This is a genomic window from Streptomyces dangxiongensis, from assembly GCF_003675325.1.
In the GTDB taxonomy this organism is placed as follows: Bacteria; Actinomycetota; Actinomycetes; order Streptomycetales; family Streptomycetaceae; genus Streptomyces; species Streptomyces dangxiongensis.
The window spans coordinates 3,947,937-3,969,974 of record NZ_CP033073.1 but is presented as its reverse complement, the minus strand read 5'-3'; the positions used below and the strand labels follow the sequence as shown (position 1 = coordinate 3,969,974).

Genomic DNA, 22,038 nt, shown 5'->3' with positions numbered 1-22,038 from the left:
TGAGCGACGTTTCACGTGAAACACGATGCACAGCACCTGCGACCGGACCTCCGCGACACTCCGCAGCACGGTAGAGGGGCAGCTTGTGTGGAGTACGGCTCGTCGTCAGGAAGGATCAGCGACGGCGACGGACGCGACCGGTGCGGGCCGCCTTCGCACGCTTGGCCGCGAAGCGCACACCGCCCGGGCTCTCCCCGACCTCGACCCGCACCACGGTGGACAGCGGATCCACCACGCCCTCGCCCACATGCAGGATCGACGTCTCGACCGCGCCGAGCTTGCTGAGGGCCGAGGCCGCGGCTTTCAGCTCCTCCTCGGCCGTGTCACCCTTCAGCGCGAGCATCTCGCCGTACGGACGCAGCAGCGGAATGCCCCAGGTGGCCAGGCGGTCCAGCGGAGCCACCGCACGAGCGGTCACCACATGCACCGGAGGCAACTTGCCCATGACTTCCTCGGCACGGCCGCGCACCACGGTGACGTGGTCCAGGCCGAGCAGTTCGACGACCTCGCTGAGGAAGTTGGTACGCCGCAGCAACGGCTCCAACAGGGTGATGTTCAGATCGTCGCGGACCAGGGCCAGCGGGATACCCGGCAGGCCGGCGCCCGAGCCGACATCGCAGACCGTCACCCCCTCGGGGACTGCCTCGGACAGCACCGCGCAGTTGAGAAGGTGCCGCTCCCACAGGCGGGGCACCTCCCGCGGGCCGATGAGGCCACGCTGCACGCCTGCCTCGGCGAGCAACTCCGCATAGCGCACCGCATCCGCGAAGCGATCACCAAACACTTCCCGCGCCTGCGCGGGTGCGGGGGGAAGCTCCGCTGCCTCCGTCACGGGGACCGTCCTTCCGTACAGCGCCGGTGCTTCGCACACCGGCCACCAGAACCACCAGGCTGACAAATATTCGGCCCCGCCTGCTCAACAGACGGGGCCGGTGAAACGCGAGGGTCCGATCAGGCGGGCAGGACGACGACGAACCGCTGCGGTTCCTCGCCCTCGGACTCGCTGCGCAGTCCTGCGGCCTTGACCGCGTCATGCACGACCTTGCGCTCGAACGGGCTCATCGGCGCGAGCTTCACGGGCTCGCCGCTGCTCTTCACCTCGGCGGCGGCCTTCGCGCCCAGCTCGGACAGCTCGGCCCGCTTCCGGGCCCGGTACCCCGCGATGTCCAGCATCAGCCGGCTGCGGTCACCGGTCTCCCGGTGCACCGCCAGGCGCGTCAGCTCCTGAAGCGCCTCCAGCACCTCGCCGTCCCGGCCGACCAGCTTCTCCAGGTCGCGGCTGTCGGCGTCGCTGATGATCGAAACGGCGGCGCGGTCGGCCTCGACGTCCATGTCGATGTCGCCGTCGAGGTCAGCGATGTCCAGCAGACCCTCGAGGTAGTCCGCCGCGATCTCACCCTCCTGCTCCAGGCGGGTGAGGGTGTCTGCACCCTCGGCAGCGGCGGAGGTGGTGCCTTCCGTCACGGGATGGGCTCCTTCTTACTTCTTGGACGGGGACTTGGGCCGCTGCGGGCCACCCTTGCGCTGGCCGGACTGGGCCTTGCTGCGGGTGGCGGAGCCGGGCTTCTGGGGCTGCTTGGCCGCTGCGGGCTTGACGTCACGCGGCTCGTCGGCCTTCTCCAGCGACGGCGAGTCGTCGCCCGGCTGCCTGGGCCCGCCGGACTGCCGCTGGGACTTGCTCTGCCGCTTGGGCTGCTGGCGCCGGGCCGCGGTGTCGGTCACGGCCGTGGTGGTGGTCACGCCGTCCTCGGTCTGCGCCGCGGCCTGGGCCGAGCTGCGCACCACGGTGCCGTCGGCCTGAGCGGCGAGACCGGCCTTGTTCAGCGCGTTGATGAACTTGCGCTCGAACTCGTTGCGGTCGCGGCCCTTGGTGACGATCGCCTTGACGATGGCCTTCTCACCGCGCCGGCGGATCTTGCCGTGCTGGGTGACGTGCTTGGTCAGACGCTCCAGGTAGGCGGCCTGCGCCTTGGAGCCCGGCGTCGGGTTGTTGCGGATGACGTACATCTGCTGGCCCATGGTCCACACGTTGGTGGTCAGCCAGTAGACGAGGACACCGACCGGGAAGTTGATGCCGAAGACGGCGAACATGACCGGGAAGACGTACATCAGCATCTTCTGCTGCTGCATGAACGGCGTCTTCACCGTGGTGTCGACGTTCTTCGTCATCAGCTGACGCTGCGTGTAGAACTGCGAGAACGACATCATCACGATCATGACCGCGGTCACGACCCGGACGTCGGTCAGCGTGGCGCCCAGGGCCTCGACCGTGGCCGCGCTGTCCATGAACTTCGCGGCGAGCGGGGCGCCGAAGATGTGCGCCTGTCGGGCGCTGGCGAGCAGCTGCTCGTCGATGACGCCGATCTTCTTGCCCGAGGCGATGCCGCTGAGCACGTGGTACAGGGCGAAGAAGAACGGGGACTGCGCCAGGATGGGAAGGCACGAGGAGAGCGGGTTGGTGCCCGTCTCCTTGTACAGCTTCATCATCTCTTCGGACTGGCGCTGCCGGTCGTTCTTGTAGCGCTCCTGGATCTTCTTCATCTCCGGCTGGAGCGTCTGCATCGCGCGCGTCGACTTGATCTGCTTCACGAAGAGCGGGATCAGGCAGATGCGGATCAGGATCACGAGGGACACGATGGACAGGCCCCAGGCCCACCCCGTGTTCGGGCCGAAGATGGCGCCGTACACCGTGTGGAACTGGACGATGACCCATGAGACGGGTGTCGTGATGAAGCTGAAGAGGCTGGCAATCGTGTCCACTAATCATGCTCCTTGGGCATGGGACGAGGTCTCTGCGGCCGGGCTCGGGGGAAGCTCGGAAGCAGGCTTCTCGGGCTTCGCTTCGATGGCCGGGGCGGCGGAGGGCCCGCCCCTGCGTGCGCGCCAGGCGTTGCGCAGCCTTTCGTGCCACCGCGGGTGCTTACGCGGAGGGACATGGTCCACACCGCCGAGCGACCACGGATTGCACCGGAGGATGCGCCAGGCGGTGAGTGCCGTTCCCTTGACCGCGCCGTGCCGGTCGATGGCCGTGTAGCCGTAGTGGGAGCACGACGGGTAGTACTTGCACACCGGCCCCAGCAGCGGACTGATCGTCCACTGGTACAGCTTGATCAGAGCCAGCAGCGGGTACTTCATCGCGCGCCCCCTCCCAGCAGCCGCTGTAGGGCGGCGTCCAGGTCTCGGGCCAGCTGTGCGTGGTCTGCGTCGCCCGATCCGGGCAGCGCTCGTACGACTACCAGGCTACCGGGGGGGAACAAGGCGACTCGGTCACGCATCAGATGGCGCAGTCTGCGCTTCACTTTGTTGCGCACGACCGCACCACCCACGGCCTTGCTCACGACGAAACCCGCACGCGTCGGGGGAGCGCTCTCCCCAGGCGCGTGCGGGTCCGTGGCACCGCTACGAAGGTGGACGACGAGTGTCGGGCGGCCGGCCCGGCGCCCTCGTCGCACCGCGGTCGCGAAGTCCTCGCGCCGCCTCAGCCGGTTGTCGGTGGGCAGCACGATGTCATGACCTGATCGGATCAGGCGGACAGGCTGGCGCGACCCTTGCTGCGGCGGTTCGCCAGGATCGCGCGGCCGGCACGGGTACGCATCCGCAGGCGGAAGCCGTGGGTCTTCGCGCGGCGACGGTTGTTCGGCTGGAAGGTGCGCTTGCTCACTCGGGGGCTCCAGAAGAAAGGTAGTGGCGGGGTGCCGTCCTGGCTGTCACCGTGCGCCCACGAGTAGCTCGCTTCACGCCCGAGTGCACCGCTTCCCGATCACCCAAGTGATCTGTGCCCATCGGAGGCAGGCGGCAGCAGCCATCGACAACTCGACCTGGTTACGGTACGCGCGGCTGGGCCGTCCGGTCAAACCGGCGGTTGCCGAGAGACACTGTCCACAGGCTGGGGACAACAACTTGAACCCTACCCGCCGCGCTGACTACCGTGGCCGGACTTGGACTCCGATTCGTTCCCTTGTCCCACTCACCACCCGATTCAGATCCCGACCCGTCCCCCCGGACCACACGTTCGTGGGACCTGTGAGAGAGCGTGCCCTGTGGCTGACGTACCTGCCGATCTTGCCGCAGTGTGGCCACGCGTACTGGAGCAGCTCCTCGGGGAGGGCCGCGGTCAGGGTGTGGAGGCCAAGGACGAGCACTGGATCCGACGCTGCCAGCCGCTGGCGCTGGTCGCCGACACCGCGTTGCTCGCCGTACCGAACGAATTCGCGAAGGGCGTACTGGAGGGCCGGCTCGCGCCGGTCGTCAGTGAGACCCTGAGCCGCGAGTGCGGCCGGCCCATCCGGATCGCGATCACCGTCGACGACTCGGCGGGCGAACCGCCGGCGCCCACCCCGCAGCAGGCCCCCGCGTCGCGCTACGAGGAGCCGGAGCTGCCCTCGGGACCGTACGAGGGCTACGGCCGCCACCGCGGCCCCGACCAGATCCCGGGTACCGAGCCGCGTGGCGAACAGTCCCCGCAGAGCCGGCCGGACCAGCTCCCGACCGCCCGCCCGGCCTACCCGTCGGAGTACCAGCGCCCCGAGCCCGGCGCCTGGCCGCGTCCCCCGCAGGACGACTACGGCTGGCAGCAGCCGCGGCTCGGCTTCCCCGAGCGCGACCCGTACGCGTCGCCGTCGTCCCAGGACGGCTACGGCTCCGGGGGGGACTCGTACGGTTCGCCGTCGCAGGACTACCGGCCGCAGGGCAGGGACCGGCCGTCGTACGAGCGGCAGCGCGGCGACTACGACGCCCCGCGTGCGCCCTACGAGCCGTCCCGCCCGGACTACGACTCCTCCCGGACCGAGTACGACCAGCGCGACCCGGTCCGCCGCGAGCTGCCCGACCCGTCGGCGCACCGCGGCGGCCACGGCCGCCCGGACATGTCCGGGCCTGGTGTCCCCGGACCGCCCGCCGGGCAGTCGGCGAAGACGAACGGACCCGGCGAGCCGACCGCGCGACTGAACCCCAAATACCTGTTCGACACGTTCGTCATCGGCGCGTCGAACCGGTTCGCGCACGCGGCGGCGGTCGCGGTCGCCGAGGCGCCGGCGAAGGCCTACAACCCCCTGTTCATCTACGGGGAGTCGGGGCTCGGCAAGACGCATCTGCTGCACGCGATCGGGCACTACGCACGCAGCCTCTACCCGGGCACGCGTGTGCGATATGTGAGCTCGGAGGAGTTCACCAACGAGTTCATCAACTCGATCCGCGACGGCAAGGGCGACAGCTTCCGCAAGCGGTACCGCGAGATGGACATCCTGCTCGTCGACGACATCCAGTTCCTGGCGGACAAGGAGTCGACGCAGGAGGAGTTCTTCCACACGTTCAACACGCTCCACAACGCCAACAAGCAGATCGTGCTGTCGAGCGACCGGCCGCCCAAGCAACTGGTGACGCTGGAGGACCGGCTGCGGAACCGTTTCGAGTGGGGTCTGATCACCGACGTCCAGCCGCCCGAGCTGGAGACGCGGATCGCGATCCTGCGCAAGAAGGCGGTGCAGGAGCAACTGAACGCGCCGCCGGAGGTGCTGGAGTTCATCGCCTCCCGGATCTCGCGGAACATCCGTGAGCTGGAGGGCGCGCTGATCCGGGTGACGGCGTTCGCCTCGCTCAACCGGCAGCCGGTGGACCTGGGCCTGACCGAGATCGTCCTGAAGGACCTGATTCCCGGCGGCGAGGACTCGACGCCGGAGATCACCGCGCCGGCCATCATGGCGGCGACCGCGGACTACTTCGGGCTCACGGTCGAGGACCTGTGCGGCAGCTCGCGGGGCCGCCAGCTCGTCACGGCCCGGCAGATCGCCATGTACCTGTGCCGCGAGCTGACGGACCTGTCGCTGCCGAAGATCGGTGCGCAGTTCGGCGGCCGTGACCACACGACCGTCATGCACGCCGACCGCAAGATCCGCGCGCTGATGGCCGAGCGGCGCTCGATCTACAACCAGGTCACCGAGCTGACGAACCGCATCAAGAACGGCTGAGGCAGCCCGGCAGCCTGGCAGGCCAGCAGGCGGGCCGTACGCCGACCGGCACGGAGGGCGCCCCGGAACACATCCCGGGGCGCCCTTCGCCGTACCCGGGTGCCCTCCGCAGTCCCCGGACGTCCGGCGCCGTCCCCGGGAGCCGTGCCGACGGGGCGGGAGCCGTGCCTGTGGCCGAATCGACAGGGCGGGAACCGTCCCGGCGGGGGACCGCCCGGCGCCCGGCAGGCCCGCTCGGCTCTCTCCGCCCTCCGTCCCCTCCGTTCGCTCGCAGAGGCCCGCTTCCGGCGGCGTGGGTGGTCGCTCGCCGGGGCCGTTCGTCGGTGTTCCGGCCTTCCGGGGCGCCCCGCCCACCCCGGTGGGCCGTTCCTCCCTTGTCATCCGGTGTTCGAATACTTGCCGGGTTACGGCCACTCTCCACAGATTCGGTGACTTTCTTCCGTCCACACCCTGGGGACCGCGGAGTTGTCCCGAACTGTGTCCACAGGCAGGCTGGCCCTACGGCCTCCGCCCAGCTCAGAGGCCTGTGGATTCGTGGATGAACGATCTCCACAGCCTGTGGACAACTTGAGGGCCGTCAACCTGTGGACGAAGTTGTCCACGGGCAACCCACAGGCTGGGGGCGGTTGTCCCCAGCGATCGGCCGCTTCTCCACATGGCTGTCCACTGTTCGGCAACCCGATGACCCCGGTCACCACGTCGAGTGAAAGGCGTCACACGATGCTGCCGGATTGGGGTGTGGGAAACCCGGGTATTCCTGGGGACACAACTGGGGAGAACTGCCCTCACCCTGTGGGCGCTGTGTGCAGAACTTTTTGTTCTCCACAGACGGGCCAGGTTGTCCACCGGCTCCACCCACAGGCCCGGTGGATAAAATTCGCGGGCTGAACTGGGAAAACGTAGTTATCCACGGTATCCACAGGCCCTACTACTACTCCCGACTAGAGATAGCTGGGAAACCGCTTCGAAGCGGGGCCTGTGCACAACTCGCCGTCTCGAGCCCGGCTGCCCCCCGGACCGACTTGACCCCGACGGGCACCTACTGTCAGTGCCGTGCGTCAGACTGGTCCCCGGTGCTCCGCCCGTCGCAGTGGGCGGCGACACCGAGTCGGAGGACTCAGTAGCAACAGCAGGAGGCGGCTTACGGTGAAGATCCGGGTGGAACGCGACGTACTCGCGGAGGCAGTGGCCTGGGCGGCACGCAGCCTCCCGGCCCGTCCGCCGGCGCCTGTCCTCGCCGGCCTTCTGCTGAAGGCCGAGGACGGCAAGCTGAGCCTGTCGGGTTTCGACTACGAGGTCTCCGCCCGGGTGAACGTCGACGCGGAGGTCGAGGAGGAGGGCACCGTCCTCGTCTCCGGCCGCCTGCTGGCCGACATCTCCCGGGCCCTCCCCAACCGGCCGGTGGAGATCTCCACAGACGGTGTACGGGCGACCGTGGTCTGCGGCTCCTCGCGGTTCACCCTCCACACCCTGCCGGTGGAGGAGTACCCGGCGCTGCCGCAGATGCCGAACGCGACCGGCACCGTCCCCGGTGAGGTCTTCGCCGCCGCCGTGTCCCAGGTGGCCATCGCCGCCGGGCGTGACGACACGCTCCCGGTGCTCACCGGTGTCCGCATCGAGATCGAGGGCGACACGGTCACCCTGGCCTCCACCGACCGCTACCGCTTCGCGGTCCGCGAGTTCCTGTGGAAGCCGGAGAACCCGGACGCCTCCGCGGTCGCCCTGGTCCCCGCCAAGACGCTGCTGGACACCGCCAAGTCGCTCGGTGCCGGTGACAACGTCACGCTGGCGCTCTCCGGCTCCGGTGCCGGTGAGGGCCTGATCGGTTTCGAGGGCGCGGGCCGGCGTACGACCACGCGGCTGCTCGAGGGCGACCTGCCGAAGTACCGGACGCTGTTCCCGACCGAGTTCAACACCGTCGCCGTGATCGAGACCGCGCCCTTCGTGGAGGCCGTCAAGCGCGTGGCGCTGGTCGCCGAGCGGAACACCCCGGTGCGGCTGAGCTTCGAGCAGGGCGTGCTGATCCTCGAGGCCGGGTCCAGCGACGACGCACAGGCTGTGGAAAGGGTCGACGCCCACCTGGAGGGTGACGACATCTCGATCGCCTTCAACCCGACGTTCCTGCTGGACGGCCTCAGCGCGATCGACTCCCCGGTTGCCCAGTTGTCCTTCACGACGTCCACGAAGCCGGCGCTGCTCAGCGGGAAGCCCTCGGTGGACGCGGAGGCCGACGACGCGTACAAGTACCTGATCATGCCGGTGCGGCTCAGCGGCTGAGCGGCCGGCGGTCGTCCACAGGCCGGTGGAGAACCGTCCCGGCCTGTGGAGGAAATCCGCAGGTGAAGGGCTACGGATGAGCACGTATGCCCACAGCTGTGCGTGACCGGGCGGGTTTAGGCTCGGCTCGGCACTCCGGTGCCTGTCACGCCACACAGCGACCTAAGGAACACAACTGATGGAGCTCGGTCTCGTCGGCCTCGGCAAGATGGGCGGCAACATGCGCGAGCGGATCCGCCGCGCGGGCCACACCGTCCTCGGATACGACCGCAACGCCGACCTCGCGGATGTCCACAGCCTGGAAGAGCTTGTGGGCAAGCTCAGCGGCCCGCGCGTCGTCTGGGTGATGGTCCCGGCCGGTGAGCCCACGCAGTCGACCATCGACCAGCTCGCCGAGCTGCTGGAACCCGGTGACGTGGTCGTGGACGGCGGCAACTCCCGTTGGACGGACGACGAGAAGCACGCCGGGGAGCTGGCCGCGAAGGGCATAGGCTTCGTCGACTGCGGCGTCTCCGGTGGCGTCTGGGGCCTGGAGAACGGGTACGCGCTGATGTACGGCGGCGACGCCGAGGACGTCGCCAAGGTGCAGCCGGTCTTCGACGCGCTCAAGCCGGAGGGTGACTTCGGCGCGGTGCACGCCGGCAAGGTCGGCGCGGGCCACTTCGCGAAGATGGTCCACAACGGCATCGAGTACGCGATGATGCAGGCCTACGCCGAGGGCTGGGAGCTGCTGGAGAAGGTCGACTCCGTGGAGAACGTCCGCGAGGTCTTCCGCTCCTGGCAGGAGGGCACGGTCATCCGTTCCTGGCTGCTGGACCTCGCGGTGAACGCCCTGGACGACGACGAGCACCTGGAAGGCCTGCGCGGTTACGCACAGGACTCCGGTGAGGGACGCTGGACGGTGGAGGCCGCGATCGACAACGCGGTGCCGCTGCCCGCGATCACCGCCTCGCTGTTCGCGCGGTTCGCCTCCCGGCAGGACGACTCGCCGCAGATGAAGATGATCGCCGCGCTGCGCAACCAGTTCGGCGGCCACGCCGTAGAGAAGAAGTAGCCGCCACAGGAGCAGGGAGGTCGGCGGAACGACCATGCACGTCACGCATCTTTCGCTGGCCGACTTCCGTTCGTACGCCCGGGCCGAGGTCCCGCTCGACCCGGGCGTCACCGCCTTCGTCGGCCCCAACGGGCAGGGCAAGACCAACCTGGTGGAGGCGGTCGGGTACCTGGCCACGCTCGGCAGCCACCGGGTGTCCTCCGACGCGCCCCTGGTCCGCATGGGCGCCGAGCGGGCGGTCGTCCGGGCGCAGGTCCGGCAGGGCGAGCGGCAGCAGCTGATCGAGCTCGAGCTGAACCCCGGCCGGGCCAACCGCGCCCGCGTCAACCGGTCTTCGCAGGTCAGGCCGCGGGACGTGCTGGGCATCGTACGCACCGTGCTGTTCGCGCCGGAGGATCTGGCGCTGGTCAAGGGGGACCCCGGGGAGCGGCGGCGGTTCCTCGACGAGCTGATCACCGCGCGGTCCCCGCGGATGGCGGGCGTGCGCTCCGACTACGAGCGGGTGCTCAAGCAGCGGAACACCCTGCTGAAGTCGGCGGCGCTCGCGCGCCGGCACGGCGGGCGGTCCATGGACCTGTCCACCCTCGACGTGTGGGACCAGCACCTCGCGCGCGTGGGCGCGGAGCTGCTCGCCCAGCGGATGGATCTCGTCGCCGCGCTGCAACCGCTGGCCGACAAGGCGTACGAGCAACTGGCTCCGGGCGGTGGCCCGGTCGCCCTGGAGTACAAGCCGTCGGCGCCCGGCGAGGCGCACGGGCGCGAGGAGCTGTACGCCCGGCTGACAGCGGCCCTCACGGAGGCGCGCAAACAGGAGATCGAGCGGGGCGTCACACTGGTGGGCCCGCACCGGGACGACCTGCTGCTCAAGCTGGGGCAGCTACCGGCGAAGGGGTACGCCTCGCACGGCGAGTCCTGGTCGTACGCCCTGGCGCTGCGGCTGGCCTCGTACGACCTGCTGCGCGCCGAGGGCAACGAACCGGTGCTGATCCTGGACGACGTCTTCGCCGAGCTGGACGCCCGCCGCCGGGAACGGCTGGCGGAGCTGGTCGCGCCCGGTGAGCAGGTGCTGGTCACCGCCGCCGTGGACGACGACGTGCCGCACGTGCTGGCCGGCGCGCGGTACACGGTGGCCGACGGGACGGTGGAGCGCGTATGAGCCCCGACGGACCCGCACCGAAGAACCCGGGGAAGGACCCGGGCAGGAGCCTGGGGAAGGCCCCGGGGAAGGACCCGGGGAGGACGGAACCCTCCGGTGTCGACCTCGCGCGCGTGGCGTTGCGCGCGGCGAAGGAGCAGGCACGCGCGCGTGGGGACGCGGCACGGCAGAAGAAGCAGGCCCGGCGGGGCGGCGGACTGCGCTCCGGTGCGCGTGCCGACGGCCGTGATCCGCTGGCGCTCGGCGCGGCGATCAACCGGCTGATCACCGAGCGGGGCTGGGAGACGCCCGCCGCGGTGGGCGGGGTGATGGGCCGCTGGCCGGAGATCGTCGGCGAGGACCTGGCCAAGCACTGTGTGCCGCAGCGGTACGACGAGGACGAGCGGGTGCTGACGGTGCAGTGCGACTCGACGGCCTGGGCGACCCAGCTCCGGCTGCTCGCGCCGGAGCTGGTGGCCCGGCTCAACAAGGATCTCGGGCAGGGCGCGGTGCGGCTGATCAAGGTGCAGGGTCCGGGCGGTCCCCCCCGCCGCTACGGTCCCCTGCGGGCGCCGGGCAGCACGGGCCCCGGCGACACCTACGGCTGAGCCGGCGACGGGGACGCGCAGGGGCACGGACGAGAGGCCGGCACGGGCTCTTCTGCGGACACGGGTGCCACCCGTGCCGGGCGCAGCCCTTCTGTGGATACGGGTGCCACCCGGCCGGGCGGGGCTCCGCGGGCGCGGGCAGGCACCGGTACGGGACCGTCGCGGCGCAGCCGGGAGGGCCGCCCAGGGCACGGTCCGGACACCGGAATCCGCCCCCTGTGGATGCGCCGAGACCCCGGAGAAGGGCCCCTGAAGCCCGGATGACGCCGAGGTGACGTACCTCACGTACGAGGCGGACGGGCGGCACCGTCGTATCCCCGCGCACAGGCCCGGATCACCCTCGTGCACAGGTGTGGATCGCCATCTGACCCGGGAGTAGCCAAGGGTTGACGGCTCAAGGCGCTGAGTGCCGCCGTGAGCCCCCTGGAGCCCCCATCCGTATATCGGGACCCGGCGGAGACCGGTTGAGGGCGGCACATGGGGACTCAGGTACCGGCAAACCCCCATCGATGTCAGCGCTACCGGTAGACTGGAAGACAATCCCGCCCCCACGTGGGGACCGCCCGGGAAAAGCTGAGCAACGCTGATCAAGGCTTACCAACGCAACATGCCGCAGCCGCTCCGGCAACCCCGCCGACGAGCCCGGCTCGTGCTGTGCCAGAAAGGGCGCTTCGTGGCCGATTCCGGCAACCCCAACGAGAACATCCCGTCCACCGACGCCGGCGTGAGCCGCGAGGCCCCTCAGGCCCCCGCGAGCGGCGAGGCCACCGCCACCGCCTCCTACGACGCCAGCGCCATCACCGTGCTCGAAGGGCTGGACGCGGTCCGCAAGCGGCCCGGCATGTACATCGGCTCCACGGGCGAGCGCGGTCTGCACCACCTGGTGTACGAGGTCGTCGACAACTCCGTCGACGAGGCGCTGGCCGGTTACGCGGACACCATCGACGTGACCGTCCTCGCCGACGGCGGTGTGCGCGTAGTCGACAACGGCCGCGGCATCCCGGTGGGCATCGTGCCCTCCGAGGGCAAGCCGGCCCTAGAGGTCGTGCTGACCGTGCTGCACGCGGGCGGCAAGTTCGGCGGCGGTGGCTACGCGGTCTCCGGTGGTCTGCACGGCGTCGGTGTCTCCGTGGTGAACGCCCTGTCGTCCAAGGTCTCCGTCGAGGTCAGGACCGACGGCCACCGTTGGACGCAGGATTACAAGATGGGCGTCCCGACGGCCCCGCTCGTCCAGCACGAGGCGACGCAGGAGACCGGCACCTCGGTCACCTTCTGGGCGGACGCGGACATCTTCGAGACGACCGAGTACTCCTTCGAGACGCTGTCCCGGCGTTTCCAGGAGATGGCGTTCCTCAACAAGGGCCTGACGATCCGGCTCACCGACGAACGCGAGTCGGCGAAGGCCGTCACCGGTGCGGACGAGGCCGGTGCGGACGAGAAGGCCGAGGTCAAGACCGTCACGTACCACTACGAGGGCGGCATCGTCGACTTCGTGAAGTACCTCAACTCCCGCAAGGGGGAGGCGGTCCACCCCACGATCATCGACCTGGAGGCCGAGGACAGGGACAAGAGCCTGTCCCTCGAGGTCGCCATGCAGTGGAACAGCGGTTACAGCGAGGGTGTGTACTCCTTCGCGAACATCATCCACACCCACGAGGGCGGTACCCACGAAGAGGGTTTCCGGGCCGCGCTGACCTCGCTGATCAACAAGTACGCGCGGGACAAGAAGCTGCTGCGCGAGAAGGACGACAACCTCACCGGTGACGACATCCGTGAGGGTCTGACCGCGATCATCTCGGTCAAGCTGAGCGAGCCGCAGTTCGAGGGACAGACGAAGACCAAGCTGGGCAACACGGAGGCCAAGACCTTCGTGCAGAGGGCGGTCTACGAGCACCTCAACGACTGGCTGGACCGCAACCCGGTCGAGGCCGCGGACATCGTCCGCAAGGGCATCCAGGCGGCCACCGCGCGCGTGGCGGCCCGCAAGGCCCGCGACCTGACCCGCCGCAAGGGCCTGCTGGAGTCGGCGTCCCTGCCGGGCAAGCTGTCGGACTGCCAGTCCAACGACCCGACCAAGTGCGAGATCTTCATCGTCGAGGGTGACTCCGCCGGCGGCTCGGCCAAGTCCGGCCGCAACCCGCAGTACCAGGCGATCCTCCCGATCCGCGGCAAGATCCTGAACGTCGAGAAGGCCAGGATCGACAAGATCCTCCAGAACCAGGAGATCCAGGCGCTGATCTCGGCCTTCGGCACGGGTGTGCACGAGGACTTCGACATCGAGAAGCTCCGCTATCACAAGATCATCCTGATGGCGGACGCCGACGTCGACGGCCAGCACATCAGCACCCTGCTGCTCACCTTCCTCTTCCGCTTCATGCGGCCGCTGGTCGAGGCCGGGCACGTGTACCTCTCCCGTCCCCCGCTGTACAAGATCAAGTGGGGCCGGGACGACATCGAGTACGCCTACTCCGACCGCGAGCGCGACGCGCTGATCGAGATGGGCCGGCAGCGCGGCAAGCGCATCCGCGAGGACTCGATCCAGCGCTTCAAGGGTCTCGGCGAGATGAACGCCGAAGAGCTGCGCGTGACCACCATGGACCAGGAGCACCGGGTCCTCGGCCAGGTCACCCTCGACGACGCCGCCCAGGCCGACGACCTGTTCTCGGTCCTCATGGGCGAGGACGTCGAGGCCCGCCGCGCGTTCATCCAGCGCAACGCCAAGGACGTCCGCTTCCTCGACATCTGAGTCGGTCTCAGCTGACCGCACCAGGAAGGATCTTCACCAGCAATGGCCGACGAGAACACTCCCGTCACCCCTGAAGAGGGCGGCGAAGTCGCGATGCGTGTCGAGCCCGTCGGGCTCGAGACGGAGATGCAGCGTTCGTACCTCGACTACGCGATGTCCGTCATCGTGTCCCGCGCGCTGCCCGACGTCCGCGACGGCCTCAAGCCCGTCCACCGCCGCGTGCTGTACGCGATGTACGACGGTGGCTACCGTCCCGAGCGCGGCTTCTACAAGTGCGCCCGCGTCGTCGGCGATGTCATGGGCAACTACCACCCGCACGGCGACTCCTCGATCTACGACGCCCTGGTGCGCCTCGCCCAGTCGTGGTCGATGCGGATGCCGCTGGTGGACTCCAACGGCAACTTCGGCTCCCCGGGCAACGACCCGGCGGCGGCGATGCGGTACACCGAGTGCAAGCTGGCGCCGCTGTCGATGGAGATGGTCCGCGACATCGACGAGGAGACCGTCGACTTCACGGACAACTACGACGGCCGCTCCAAGGAGCCGACCGTCCTGCCGGCCCGCTTCCCGAACCTGCTGATCAACGGCTCGGCCGGTATCGCGGTCGGCATGGCGACCAACATCCCGCCGCACAACCTGCGCGAGGTCGCGGCCGGCGCCCAGTGGTACCTGGAGAACCCCGAGGCGTCCCACGAGGAGCTGCTGGACGCGCTCATGGAGCGCATCAAGGGCCCGGACTTCCCGACCGGCGCGCTCGTCGTCGGCCGCAAGGGCATCGAGGAGGCGTACCGCACCGGGCGCGGCTCCATCACCATGCGCGCGGTGGTCGAGGTCGAGGAGATCCAGGGCCGCCAGTGCCTGGTGGTCACGGAGCTGCCGTACCAGACCAACCCGGACAACCTCGCACAGAAGATCGCCGACCTGGTCAAGGATGGCAAGATCGGCGGCATCGCCGACGTCCGCGACGAGACGTCGTCCCGTACCGGCCAGCGCCTGGTGATCGTCCTGAAGCGGGACGCGGTCGCCAAGGTCGTGCTGAACAACCTGTACAAGCACACCGACCTCCAGACCAACTTCGGCGCCAACATGCTGGCGCTGGTCGACGGCGTGCCGCGCACGCTGTCCCTGGACGCGTTCATCCGCCACTGGGTGACGCACCAGATCGAGGTCATCGTCCGCAGGACCCGGTTCCGGCTGCGCAAGGCCGAGGAGCGGGCGCACATCCTGCGCGGTCTGCTGAAGGCCCTGGACGCCATCGACGAGGTCATCGCGCTGATCCGGCGCAGCGACACCGTCGACGTCGCGCGCACCGGCCTGATGGGCCTCCTGGAGATCGACGAGATCCAGGCCAACGCCATCCTCGAGATGCAGCTGCGCCGGCTGGCCGCCCTGGAGCGCCAGAAGATCGTCCAGGAGCACGACGAACTCCAGGCGAAGATCACCGAGTACAACGAGATCCTCGCCTCCCCGGTCCGCCAGCGCGGGATCGTCAGCCAGGAGCTGGCCGCGATCGTCGAGAAGTACGGCGACGACCGGCAGACCAAGCTGATCCCGTACGAGGGCGACATGTCCATCGAGGACCTGATCGCCGAGGAGGACATCGTCGTCACCGTCTCGCGCGGCGGTTACGTCAAGCGGACGAAGACGGAGGACTACCGGGCGCAGAAGCGCGGCGGCAAGGGCGTGCGCGGGACGAAGCTGAAGGAGGACGACATCGTCGACCACTTCTTCGTCTCCACCACCCACCACTGGCTGCTGTTCTTCACCAACAAGGGCCGGGTGTACCGGGCGAAGGCGTACGAGCTGCCGGAGGCCGGCCGGGACGCGCGCGGACAGCACGTGGCGAACCTGCTCGCCTTCCAGCCGGATGAGGCGATCGCCGAGATCCTCGCCATCCGTGACTACGAGGCGGCGCCGTACCTGGTGCTGGCGACCAAGTCCGGACTGGTGAAGAAGACGTCGCTGAAGGACTACGACTCGCCGCGTTCCGGTGGTGTCATCGCGATCAACCTGCGGGAGCGCGAGAACGGTACCGACGACGAACTGATCGGTGCCGAACTCGTCTCGGCCGACGACGATCTCCTGCTGGTCAGCAGGAAGGCGCAGTCGATCAGGTTCACCGCCTCGGACGAGTCCCTGCGCCCGATGGGCCGCGCCACCTCCGGCGTCAAGGGGATGAGCTTCCGGGAGGGCGACGAGCTCCTCTCGATGAATGTGGTGCGACCCGGTACGTTCGTGTTCACTGCCACCGACGGTGGGTACGCGAAGCGGACCGCCGTCGACGAGTACCGCGTCCAGGGCCGTGGCGGCCTCGGCATCAAGGCCGCCAAGATCGTGGAGGACCGTGGGTCGCTCGTCGGCGCGCTGATTGTCGAGGAGAACGACGAGATCCTCGCCATCACCCTCTCCGGTGGTGTGATTCGTACGCGAGTCAACGAGATCAGGGAGACGGGCCGTGACACCATGGGCGTCCAACTGATCAACCTGGGCAAGCGCGATGCCGTGGTCGGTGTCGCACGTAACGCCGAGGCGGGACGCGAGGCGGAGGAAGTCGACGGCGACGTGGCCGTGGACGAGACCGACGAAGGTGCCGCGACGACCGGCACGGACGAGGGCGAGGCGCCCTCGGCCGAGTAGCACGAGGAGAGAGTCATCGTGAGCGGAGCCACGGGCGCCGGATCGGCCGGTACCTCCACGGGTACGGAAACGGACGGCGGCGGCCGTGGCTCCGCCGCGCCGGCGAATAACGCCGACGACCCGCACACGACGAACCTGAAGCCGGTGAAGGCTTCCGCGCCGGAGGCGTCCGGCACGAAGGAATCCCAGCAGGAGCCCCAGGGGGGAACCGTGACGGACACCCGAGGCCCGGCCCGGGCCGGCGAGGCGCAACCGGCTTCGCCGCTTCCCGGCGAGCGGCGTCCGGAGCAGGCCGGCGGGCCGTACCACCCGCCGCAGGCCTACCCGGCGCAGGCCCCCACCGGTGCGACGCGCAAGCCGCGCACCGGTGTACGCACGACACCGCGCACCCGCAAGGCGCGGCTGCGGGTGGCCAAGGCCGACCCGTGGTCGGTGATGAAGGTCAGCTTCCTGCTCTCCATCGCGCTCGGCATCTGCACGGTGGTCGCCTCGGCGGTGCTGTGGATGGTCATGGACGCGATGGGCGTGTTCTCGACGGTCGGCGGCACGATCTCGGAGGCGACCGGCTCCAACGAGGCGAACGGCTTCGACCTCCAGGCGTTCCTGTCCCTCCCCCACGTCCTGATGTTCACGATGGTCATCGCGGTCATCGACGTGGTCCTGGCCACCGCGCTCGCGACGCTCGGCGCGTTCATCTACAACCTGTCCGCGGGCTTCGTGGGCGGCATCGAGCTGACCCTGGCGGAGGACGAGTAACGGCCCGCGGCCACCCGGCCCGACAGCCCCCGGCAACCGATTTTGGGACTGACGCGGTCGTGCGCTAATCTTCAGGAGTCAGCGCGCGGGACATACACCGCAGAGCGCGGCGGGGCTATAGCTCAGTTGGTTAGAGCGCATCCCTGATAAGGATGAGGCCACAGGTTCAAATCCTGTTAGCCCCACAGCACGGAGACCCCCAGCCGATCACGGTTGGGGGTCTTCGGTTTGTGTGCCCGGTGATGGCCGGTGGGGTGGGCCGGCCGGTCCGGTGGGTGCCGGGACGCGAACGCCCGACCGCTGGCGACGGGGGATGCACCAGCGATCGGGCTATGGCCAAGGGTAACAAGGTTGTCGGTTCCGTGGGGCAAGTCCGGGAGAATCCCCGTACGTTGGCCGATCATCGACCACACGGGGGGTCGTAGGAGAGGCGCGGCAGGTATTCGTGCCATTTGTGTTCGGTCAGTACGTTGCGGGTGACCGAGCAGATGTGCCGGATCGCCGCGTCGGCGTCCAGGCTCCACAGGCGGATCGTGTCGGTGCCGCTGGAGACGCCGAGGACCCGGGTCGCGGGGCTGAAGGACAGGAAGTTGCCCGTCTTGGCGTTGGGGCTCATCGACTGGCCGACGGGGGTCGCCGAGGCGGGGTCGGAGACGTTCCACAGGCGGACCGTGTTGTCGTTGCCGCCGCTGGCCAGGGTGTGGCCGTCCGGGCCGAAGGTGAGGGACGTGACCGCCTCGGTGTGGCCGGTGAGGCGGGCGCCCCGCGCGCTGGCCGCGGCCGGGTCGGTGACGTTCCACAGGCGCACGGTGTCGTCGTCGCTGCCGCTGGCCAGGGTGTGGCCGTCCGGGCTGTAGGCGAGGGCGTTGACGGGCCCGGAGTGTTCGGTGAGCGGGGTGCCGAGCGGTACGGGCCGGCCGGGGTCGGTGACGTTCCACAGCCGGATCGTGCTGTCGGCGCTGCCGCTGGCCAGGGTGTGGCCGTCGGGCGCGAAGACCAGGGTGTTGATGAAACCCCGGTGGCCGGTGAGCGGCTTGCCGAGGGGCACCGCGCGCGCCGGGTCGGTGACGTTCCACAGCCGGATCGTGCGGTCGTCGTAGGCGGTGGCCAGGGTGTGCCCGTCCGGGCTGTAGGCGAGCGCGTCGGGGCCCATGAAGCGGGACCGCAGGCGCAGCGGCGGGCCGGCGGGGACCGGGTGGGCGGGGTCGGTGACCTTCCACAGGTACACCGACTCGTCGCCGGTGAGGACGGCGAGGGTGCGGCCGTCGGGGGAGAACACGGGGGAACGCTGGCCGCCGTCGGCCCGCATGAACGGCTCGCCGAGCGGGACGGGCCGACCGGGCCGCGCCACGTTCCACAGCCGCAGCCGGCCGTCCCGGGCGGCCGTGGCCAGGACCCGGCCGTCCGGGCGGAACGCCCCGCTCCGGCCGATCATGTCGGAGGTGGGGACCGACCACAGGCGCACCTTGCCGTCCCCGCTGCCGGTGGCCAGGGTCCGTCCGTCGGGGCTGAACCCCAGGGCGTACATCTCGCCGCTGCTGCCCGCGAGCGGCTCGCCGACCTGGGACGGGGACGTCGGATCGCTGACGTTCCACAGGCTCGCCGTGCTGTCCGCGCTCGCGGCGGCCAGCCGGCCGCCGTCGGGGCTGAACGCGACGGACCAGATCGGCCCGGTGTGGCCGGACAGCGGCGGGCCGGCCGCCGCCGCACGGCCCGGGTCGGACACGTTCCACAGCCGGACCGTGTCGTCCGCGCTGCCACTGGCCAGGGTGTCGCCGTCGGGGCTGAAGGCCACCGTGTGCACCAGGCCCGTGTGTCCCCGCAGCGCCCCGACCGGCCGTGGCCGGCGCGCGGTGGACACGTCCCACAGCCGCACCGTGTCGTCGTCGCCGCCCGTCGCGAGCGTCCGCCCGTCCGGGCTGAACGTCACACAGCGGACCGCGGCGCTGTGGCCGCGCAACGTGGCCAGCGGGGTGGGCCGGTGCGGATCGGCCAGGTTCCACAGCCGTACGGTGCGGTCCTCGCCGGCCGAGGCGAGCGTGTGCCCGTCCGGGCTGAAGGCGACCAGGTAGATGGTGCCCTCGTGGCCGGTGAGCGGCGTGCCGAGCGGTACGGGGTGGGCGGGGTCGGTGACGTCCCACAGCCGGATCGTGCCGTCGTCGCCGGCGCTGGCCAGGGTGTGCCCGTCCGGGCTGAAGACCGCGCTGCTCACCCAGCTGGTATGCCCGGTGAGGGGTTTGCCGAGCGGGGCCGGGCGATGCGGGTCGGTGACGTTCCACAGCCGGACCGTGCGGTCGTAGCTGGCGGTGGCCAGGGTGTGGCCGTCGGGGCTGAAGGAGGTGAGGTAGACGGCGCCGGTGTGGCCGGTCAGCGGGGTGGCGAGGGGTGCGTTCACGATCGAGATCAGGCGGCTGTACGTGCCCTCGTCGCCGGGGCGCAGATGGTGGGCGACGAGGTCGAGCTGGGCGGCCAGGGACGGGTCCGTGTGCTGGACCCGGTCGGCCTCGGCGAGCACCTGCTCGAACACGGCGTCGTCGCGCTGCTTCCAGGCGATCACCGCCGAACCGGCCGCCAGCACGGCCAGCACCACCAGCGCCGCCACCGCGGCCCGGCTCAGCCACACCGTGCGCCGGTGCAGCCGTACCGACGCGGCCAGGAACTCCACCGCGCTGCGGGTCAGACTCGTGTCCCCCGTCGCCCGGGCCCAGTTGCGGGTCTTCTCCAGCCGGGTCCCCCGGTACAGCAGTGAGCTGTCCCGGCCCGTGCTCTCCCAGGCCCGGCCGTCCTCCTCCAGCCGCTGGCGCACCAGGTGGTCGCCGCGGCCCTCGTCGATCCAGTGCCGCAGCCGGGGCCAGGCGTGCAGCAGCGCCTCGTGGGTGATCTCCACGGTGTCCGCGTCCAGCGTCACCAACCGGGCCTGGACAAGGGCCTCGAGGGACTCCTCCGTCTTGCCGGGGTCCGCGGACTCCTCCGCCAGTTGCCGCCGAGTGCCGCGCCGGCGGGTGGCCTGGGTGTCCTCGCCGAGGCGGACCAGGCGCAGCAGGAGCAGCCGGGCGGCGATACGGGCGGCGGGGTCCAGGCCGGACCAGGCGCGCTCGGCGGTCGCCGCCACCGCGCCCTGGATGCCGCCCGCCGCGCGGTAGCCGGCCAGCGTCAGCCGTCCGGCCTTGCGGCGCTGCCAGGTGGCCAGCAGGGCGTGCGAGAGCAGGGGCAGCACGCCCGCGTCGTGCGCCCCGCGCGGGCCGTCGGCGCTCACCTCGCGGACGATCAGCTCGGCGAGCCCGGACTCCAGCTCCAGGCCCACGGCCCTGGCCGGACCGGTCACCGCGTCGCGCAGCTCGGCGCTGGTCAGGGGGCTGAGCACCATGTGGCGGTGCTGGAGGGCGTCGGCGAGTTCCGGGTAGCCGAGGCACTGCTCGTAGAAGTCGGCGCGGATGCCGAGGACGACGAGGACGGGCGCCGGCCCGTCGGAGCCGGTACCCGGGGTGCAGGCCGCGTGCAGGAGCTGGATGAAGGTGCGCCGGTCCGCCTCGTCGGGGCAGAGGGTGAACGCCTCCTCGAACTGGTCCACGATGACGACCGGCCGGGTGTCCCCGGGGGTCTCCCGGTGCGCCCAGGCGGTGACCGCCTCGCGGACCGCCCGGGTGAGGTGCGGGGCGTCGGAGCCGGGGGCCGCCGGGTTCTCCGTCGCCTCCTGCTCGGCCCGGCGCGCGTCGGCGGCGACGCGGGCGAGGTCCGGGACCCGGCGGACCAGCTCCGCCAACGGGTCGGCGCCCGGGACGAACTGGAGGACGGGGCCCGACGGTTCGGTGTCCGTGGCGGGCGGTCCGGTGCCGGACGCGGTGGGGGCGGTGGGGGGCGCGGGGGCGGCTGGAGAGGGCTTCCCGGACACCGTGGCGGAAACGGTCCTGGAGGCGGCCCCGGAGGCGGTCCTGGAGGCGGCCCCGGACGTGGTGGCGGAAGCGGTCCGGGAAACGCTGGTGGACGCGGTCCCGGACGCGGTCCCGGCCGCGCCCCGGGAAGCGGTCCCGGACGCGGTGACGGCACTGTCGGCCACCCGCGTCCCGTCGGCGCGTGTCCCGCCGGCGCGCGTCGCGAGGGCGCCGGCGCGGACCGCGGGCACCAGGCCGGCGTTCAGCAGGGACGATTTACCGGCCCCGGAGGCGCCGACCAGCATCACCAGCCCGCCCGCCTGCTCGGCGGCGCGCAACTGGTCCACGAGTGCCCGCGTGCTGCGCTCCCGGCCGAAGAACCACCGGGCGTCCTCCTGCCGGTAGGGGGCCAGTCCCCGGTACGGGCAGACGACTCCGGTGACGGGCGGGACCTGGGCCGGTGGCCGCCGGTTCTTCTGCGCCTCGGGCGCGGTACCGTCACCGACCGGGCCGGCGAGCGCGCGCTCCCACAGCCGCTGCCAGTGCGCGAGGTCGTACAGGCCGGTGGAGACCGGTGTGGGACGCAGGCGCCGGGCCTCCGGGATCAGGATCTGGAGGACCGCCGCGAGGGCGGCGAACTGAGCCGGTACGTTCCTGGCCCGGCGCCAGTCACTGATCCGCTGCGCGGACACCCGTACGGGACGGCCGCGCTCGTCGACCCGCCGGAGCCGTACGACAGCCTCGGCGACGCTCTTGAGGGGAGGGTTGCCGGCCTCCCTGTACAGCAGCGCGAGGCGTTCGGCGAAGGCTGTGCGTGCCCCTGAGTCGGAACTCAAGGTCCCACCCCTTACTTCCCCCCACCCCAGGACGTCCGGACCGGAAAACTCACCTTATACGCCTGACCTGGGGAGAAGGGCTGGAGTGGAGACCGGAACCTCCTCGGAAGCGGTAACAGATGGCAGGATCCGAACCCGGTATCGGATCCGT

15 protein-coding genes and 1 tRNA gene are annotated in these 22,038 nt (G+C 70.5%); 9 read left to right on the top strand and 7 right to left on the bottom strand.

All coding sequences use genetic code 11. From position 1 onward, the window contains the following. Positions 1-115: 115 nt before the first annotated feature. From rsmG to rpmH, 6 genes are all read right to left on the bottom strand, one after another. Complete coding sequence (rsmG, locus tag D9753_RS17705) at positions 116-832, bottom strand: 16S rRNA (guanine(527)-N(7))-methyltransferase RsmG (protein WP_121787888.1); 717 nt, start codon at positions 830-832, stop codon at positions 116-118. A 119-nt stretch (positions 833-951) separates the two neighbouring features. Then, the gene (locus tag D9753_RS17700) at positions 952-1,464 is read right to left on the bottom strand and encodes a Jag family protein (protein ID WP_121787887.1); all 513 of its coding nucleotides are present in this window, start codon (positions 1,462-1,464) and stop codon (positions 952-954) included. Positions 1,465-1,479: 15 nt separating this feature from the next. Beyond that, the gene (gene yidC / locus D9753_RS17695; RefSeq protein WP_121787886.1) at positions 1,480-2,760 is read right to left on the bottom strand and encodes a membrane protein insertase YidC; all 1,281 of its coding nucleotides are present in this window, start codon (positions 2,758-2,760) and stop codon (positions 1,480-1,482) included. A gap of 3 nt (positions 2,761-2,763) precedes the next feature. Beyond that, positions 2,764-3,135 (bottom strand): membrane protein insertion efficiency factor YidD, encoded by a 372-nt coding sequence (gene yidD, locus D9753_RS17690; protein WP_121787885.1) that lies wholly within the window; start codon positions 3,133-3,135, stop codon positions 2,764-2,766. Beyond that, positions 3,132-3,503 (bottom strand): ribonuclease P protein component, encoded by a 372-nt coding sequence (gene rnpA / locus D9753_RS17685; protein ID WP_121787884.1) that lies wholly within the window; start codon positions 3,501-3,503, stop codon positions 3,132-3,134. The genes yidD and rnpA overlap by 4 nt, the downstream gene beginning before the upstream one ends. Positions 3,504-3,523: 20 nt before the next feature. After that, positions 3,524-3,661: a 50S ribosomal protein L34 gene (gene rpmH, locus D9753_RS17680; RefSeq protein WP_005482975.1), complete on the bottom strand. Its 138-nt coding sequence runs from the start codon at positions 3,659-3,661 to the stop codon at positions 3,524-3,526. Positions 3,662-4,040: 379 nt separating this feature from the next. Between rpmH and dnaA the strand changes: the two genes are divergently transcribed. The 9 genes from dnaA (at position 4,041) to D9753_RS17630 (ending at position 17,364) form a co-directional block, all read left to right on the top strand. Further along, on the top strand, positions 4,041-5,966 hold the full coding sequence (gene dnaA / locus D9753_RS17675) for a chromosomal replication initiator protein DnaA (RefSeq protein ID WP_121787883.1): 1,926 nt from the start codon (positions 4,041-4,043) through the stop codon (positions 5,964-5,966). Positions 5,967-7,112: 1,146 nt separating this feature from the next. Then, positions 7,113-8,243 carry a DNA polymerase III subunit beta gene (gene dnaN / locus D9753_RS17665; RefSeq protein ID WP_121787881.1) on the top strand — a complete coding sequence of 377 codons (1,131 nt, stop codon included), beginning with the start codon at positions 7,113-7,115 and terminating at the stop codon, positions 8,241-8,243. Positions 8,244-8,421: 178 nt separating this feature from the next. Next, positions 8,422-9,297 carry a phosphogluconate dehydrogenase (NAD(+)-dependent, decarboxylating) gene (gnd, locus tag D9753_RS17660; protein ID WP_121787880.1) on the top strand — a complete coding sequence of 292 codons (876 nt, stop codon included), beginning with the start codon at positions 8,422-8,424 and terminating at the stop codon, positions 9,295-9,297. 34 nt (positions 9,298-9,331) lie between these two features. Continuing rightward, on the top strand, positions 9,332-10,453 hold the full coding sequence (recF, locus tag D9753_RS17655) for a DNA replication/repair protein RecF (RefSeq protein WP_121787879.1): 1,122 nt from the start codon (positions 9,332-9,334) through the stop codon (positions 10,451-10,453). Further along, a complete protein-coding gene (locus tag D9753_RS17650; protein ID WP_240468205.1) occupies positions 10,450-11,040 on the top strand; it encodes a DUF721 domain-containing protein in 591 nt (196 codons plus the stop codon). Before recF ends, D9753_RS17650 begins: the two co-directional genes overlap by 4 nt. Positions 11,041-11,689: 649 nt before the next feature. Further along, positions 11,690-13,786: a DNA topoisomerase (ATP-hydrolyzing) subunit B gene (gene gyrB / locus D9753_RS17645; protein ID WP_121787878.1), complete on the top strand. Its 2,097-nt coding sequence runs from the start codon at positions 11,690-11,692 to the stop codon at positions 13,784-13,786. 42 nt (positions 13,787-13,828) lie between these two features. After that, positions 13,829-16,423 (top strand): DNA gyrase subunit A, encoded by a 2,595-nt coding sequence (gyrA, locus tag D9753_RS17640; protein ID WP_121787877.1) that lies wholly within the window; start codon positions 13,829-13,831, stop codon positions 16,421-16,423. 18 nt (positions 16,424-16,441) lie between these two features. Beyond that, a complete protein-coding gene (locus D9753_RS17635; RefSeq protein ID WP_121787876.1) occupies positions 16,442-17,179 on the top strand; it encodes a DUF3566 domain-containing protein in 738 nt (245 codons plus the stop codon). 111 nt (positions 17,180-17,290) lie between these two features. Next, positions 17,291-17,364 (top strand) — tRNA-Ile (locus D9753_RS17630). Positions 17,365-17,579: 215 nt separating this feature from the next. Here the strand turns inward: D9753_RS17630 and D9753_RS17625 are convergent. After that, positions 17,580-21,887, bottom strand: a complete 4,308-nt coding sequence (locus D9753_RS17625; protein WP_121787875.1) for an nSTAND1 domain-containing NTPase — start codon at positions 21,885-21,887, stop codon at positions 17,580-17,582. Positions 21,888-22,038: the final 151 nt, after the last annotated feature.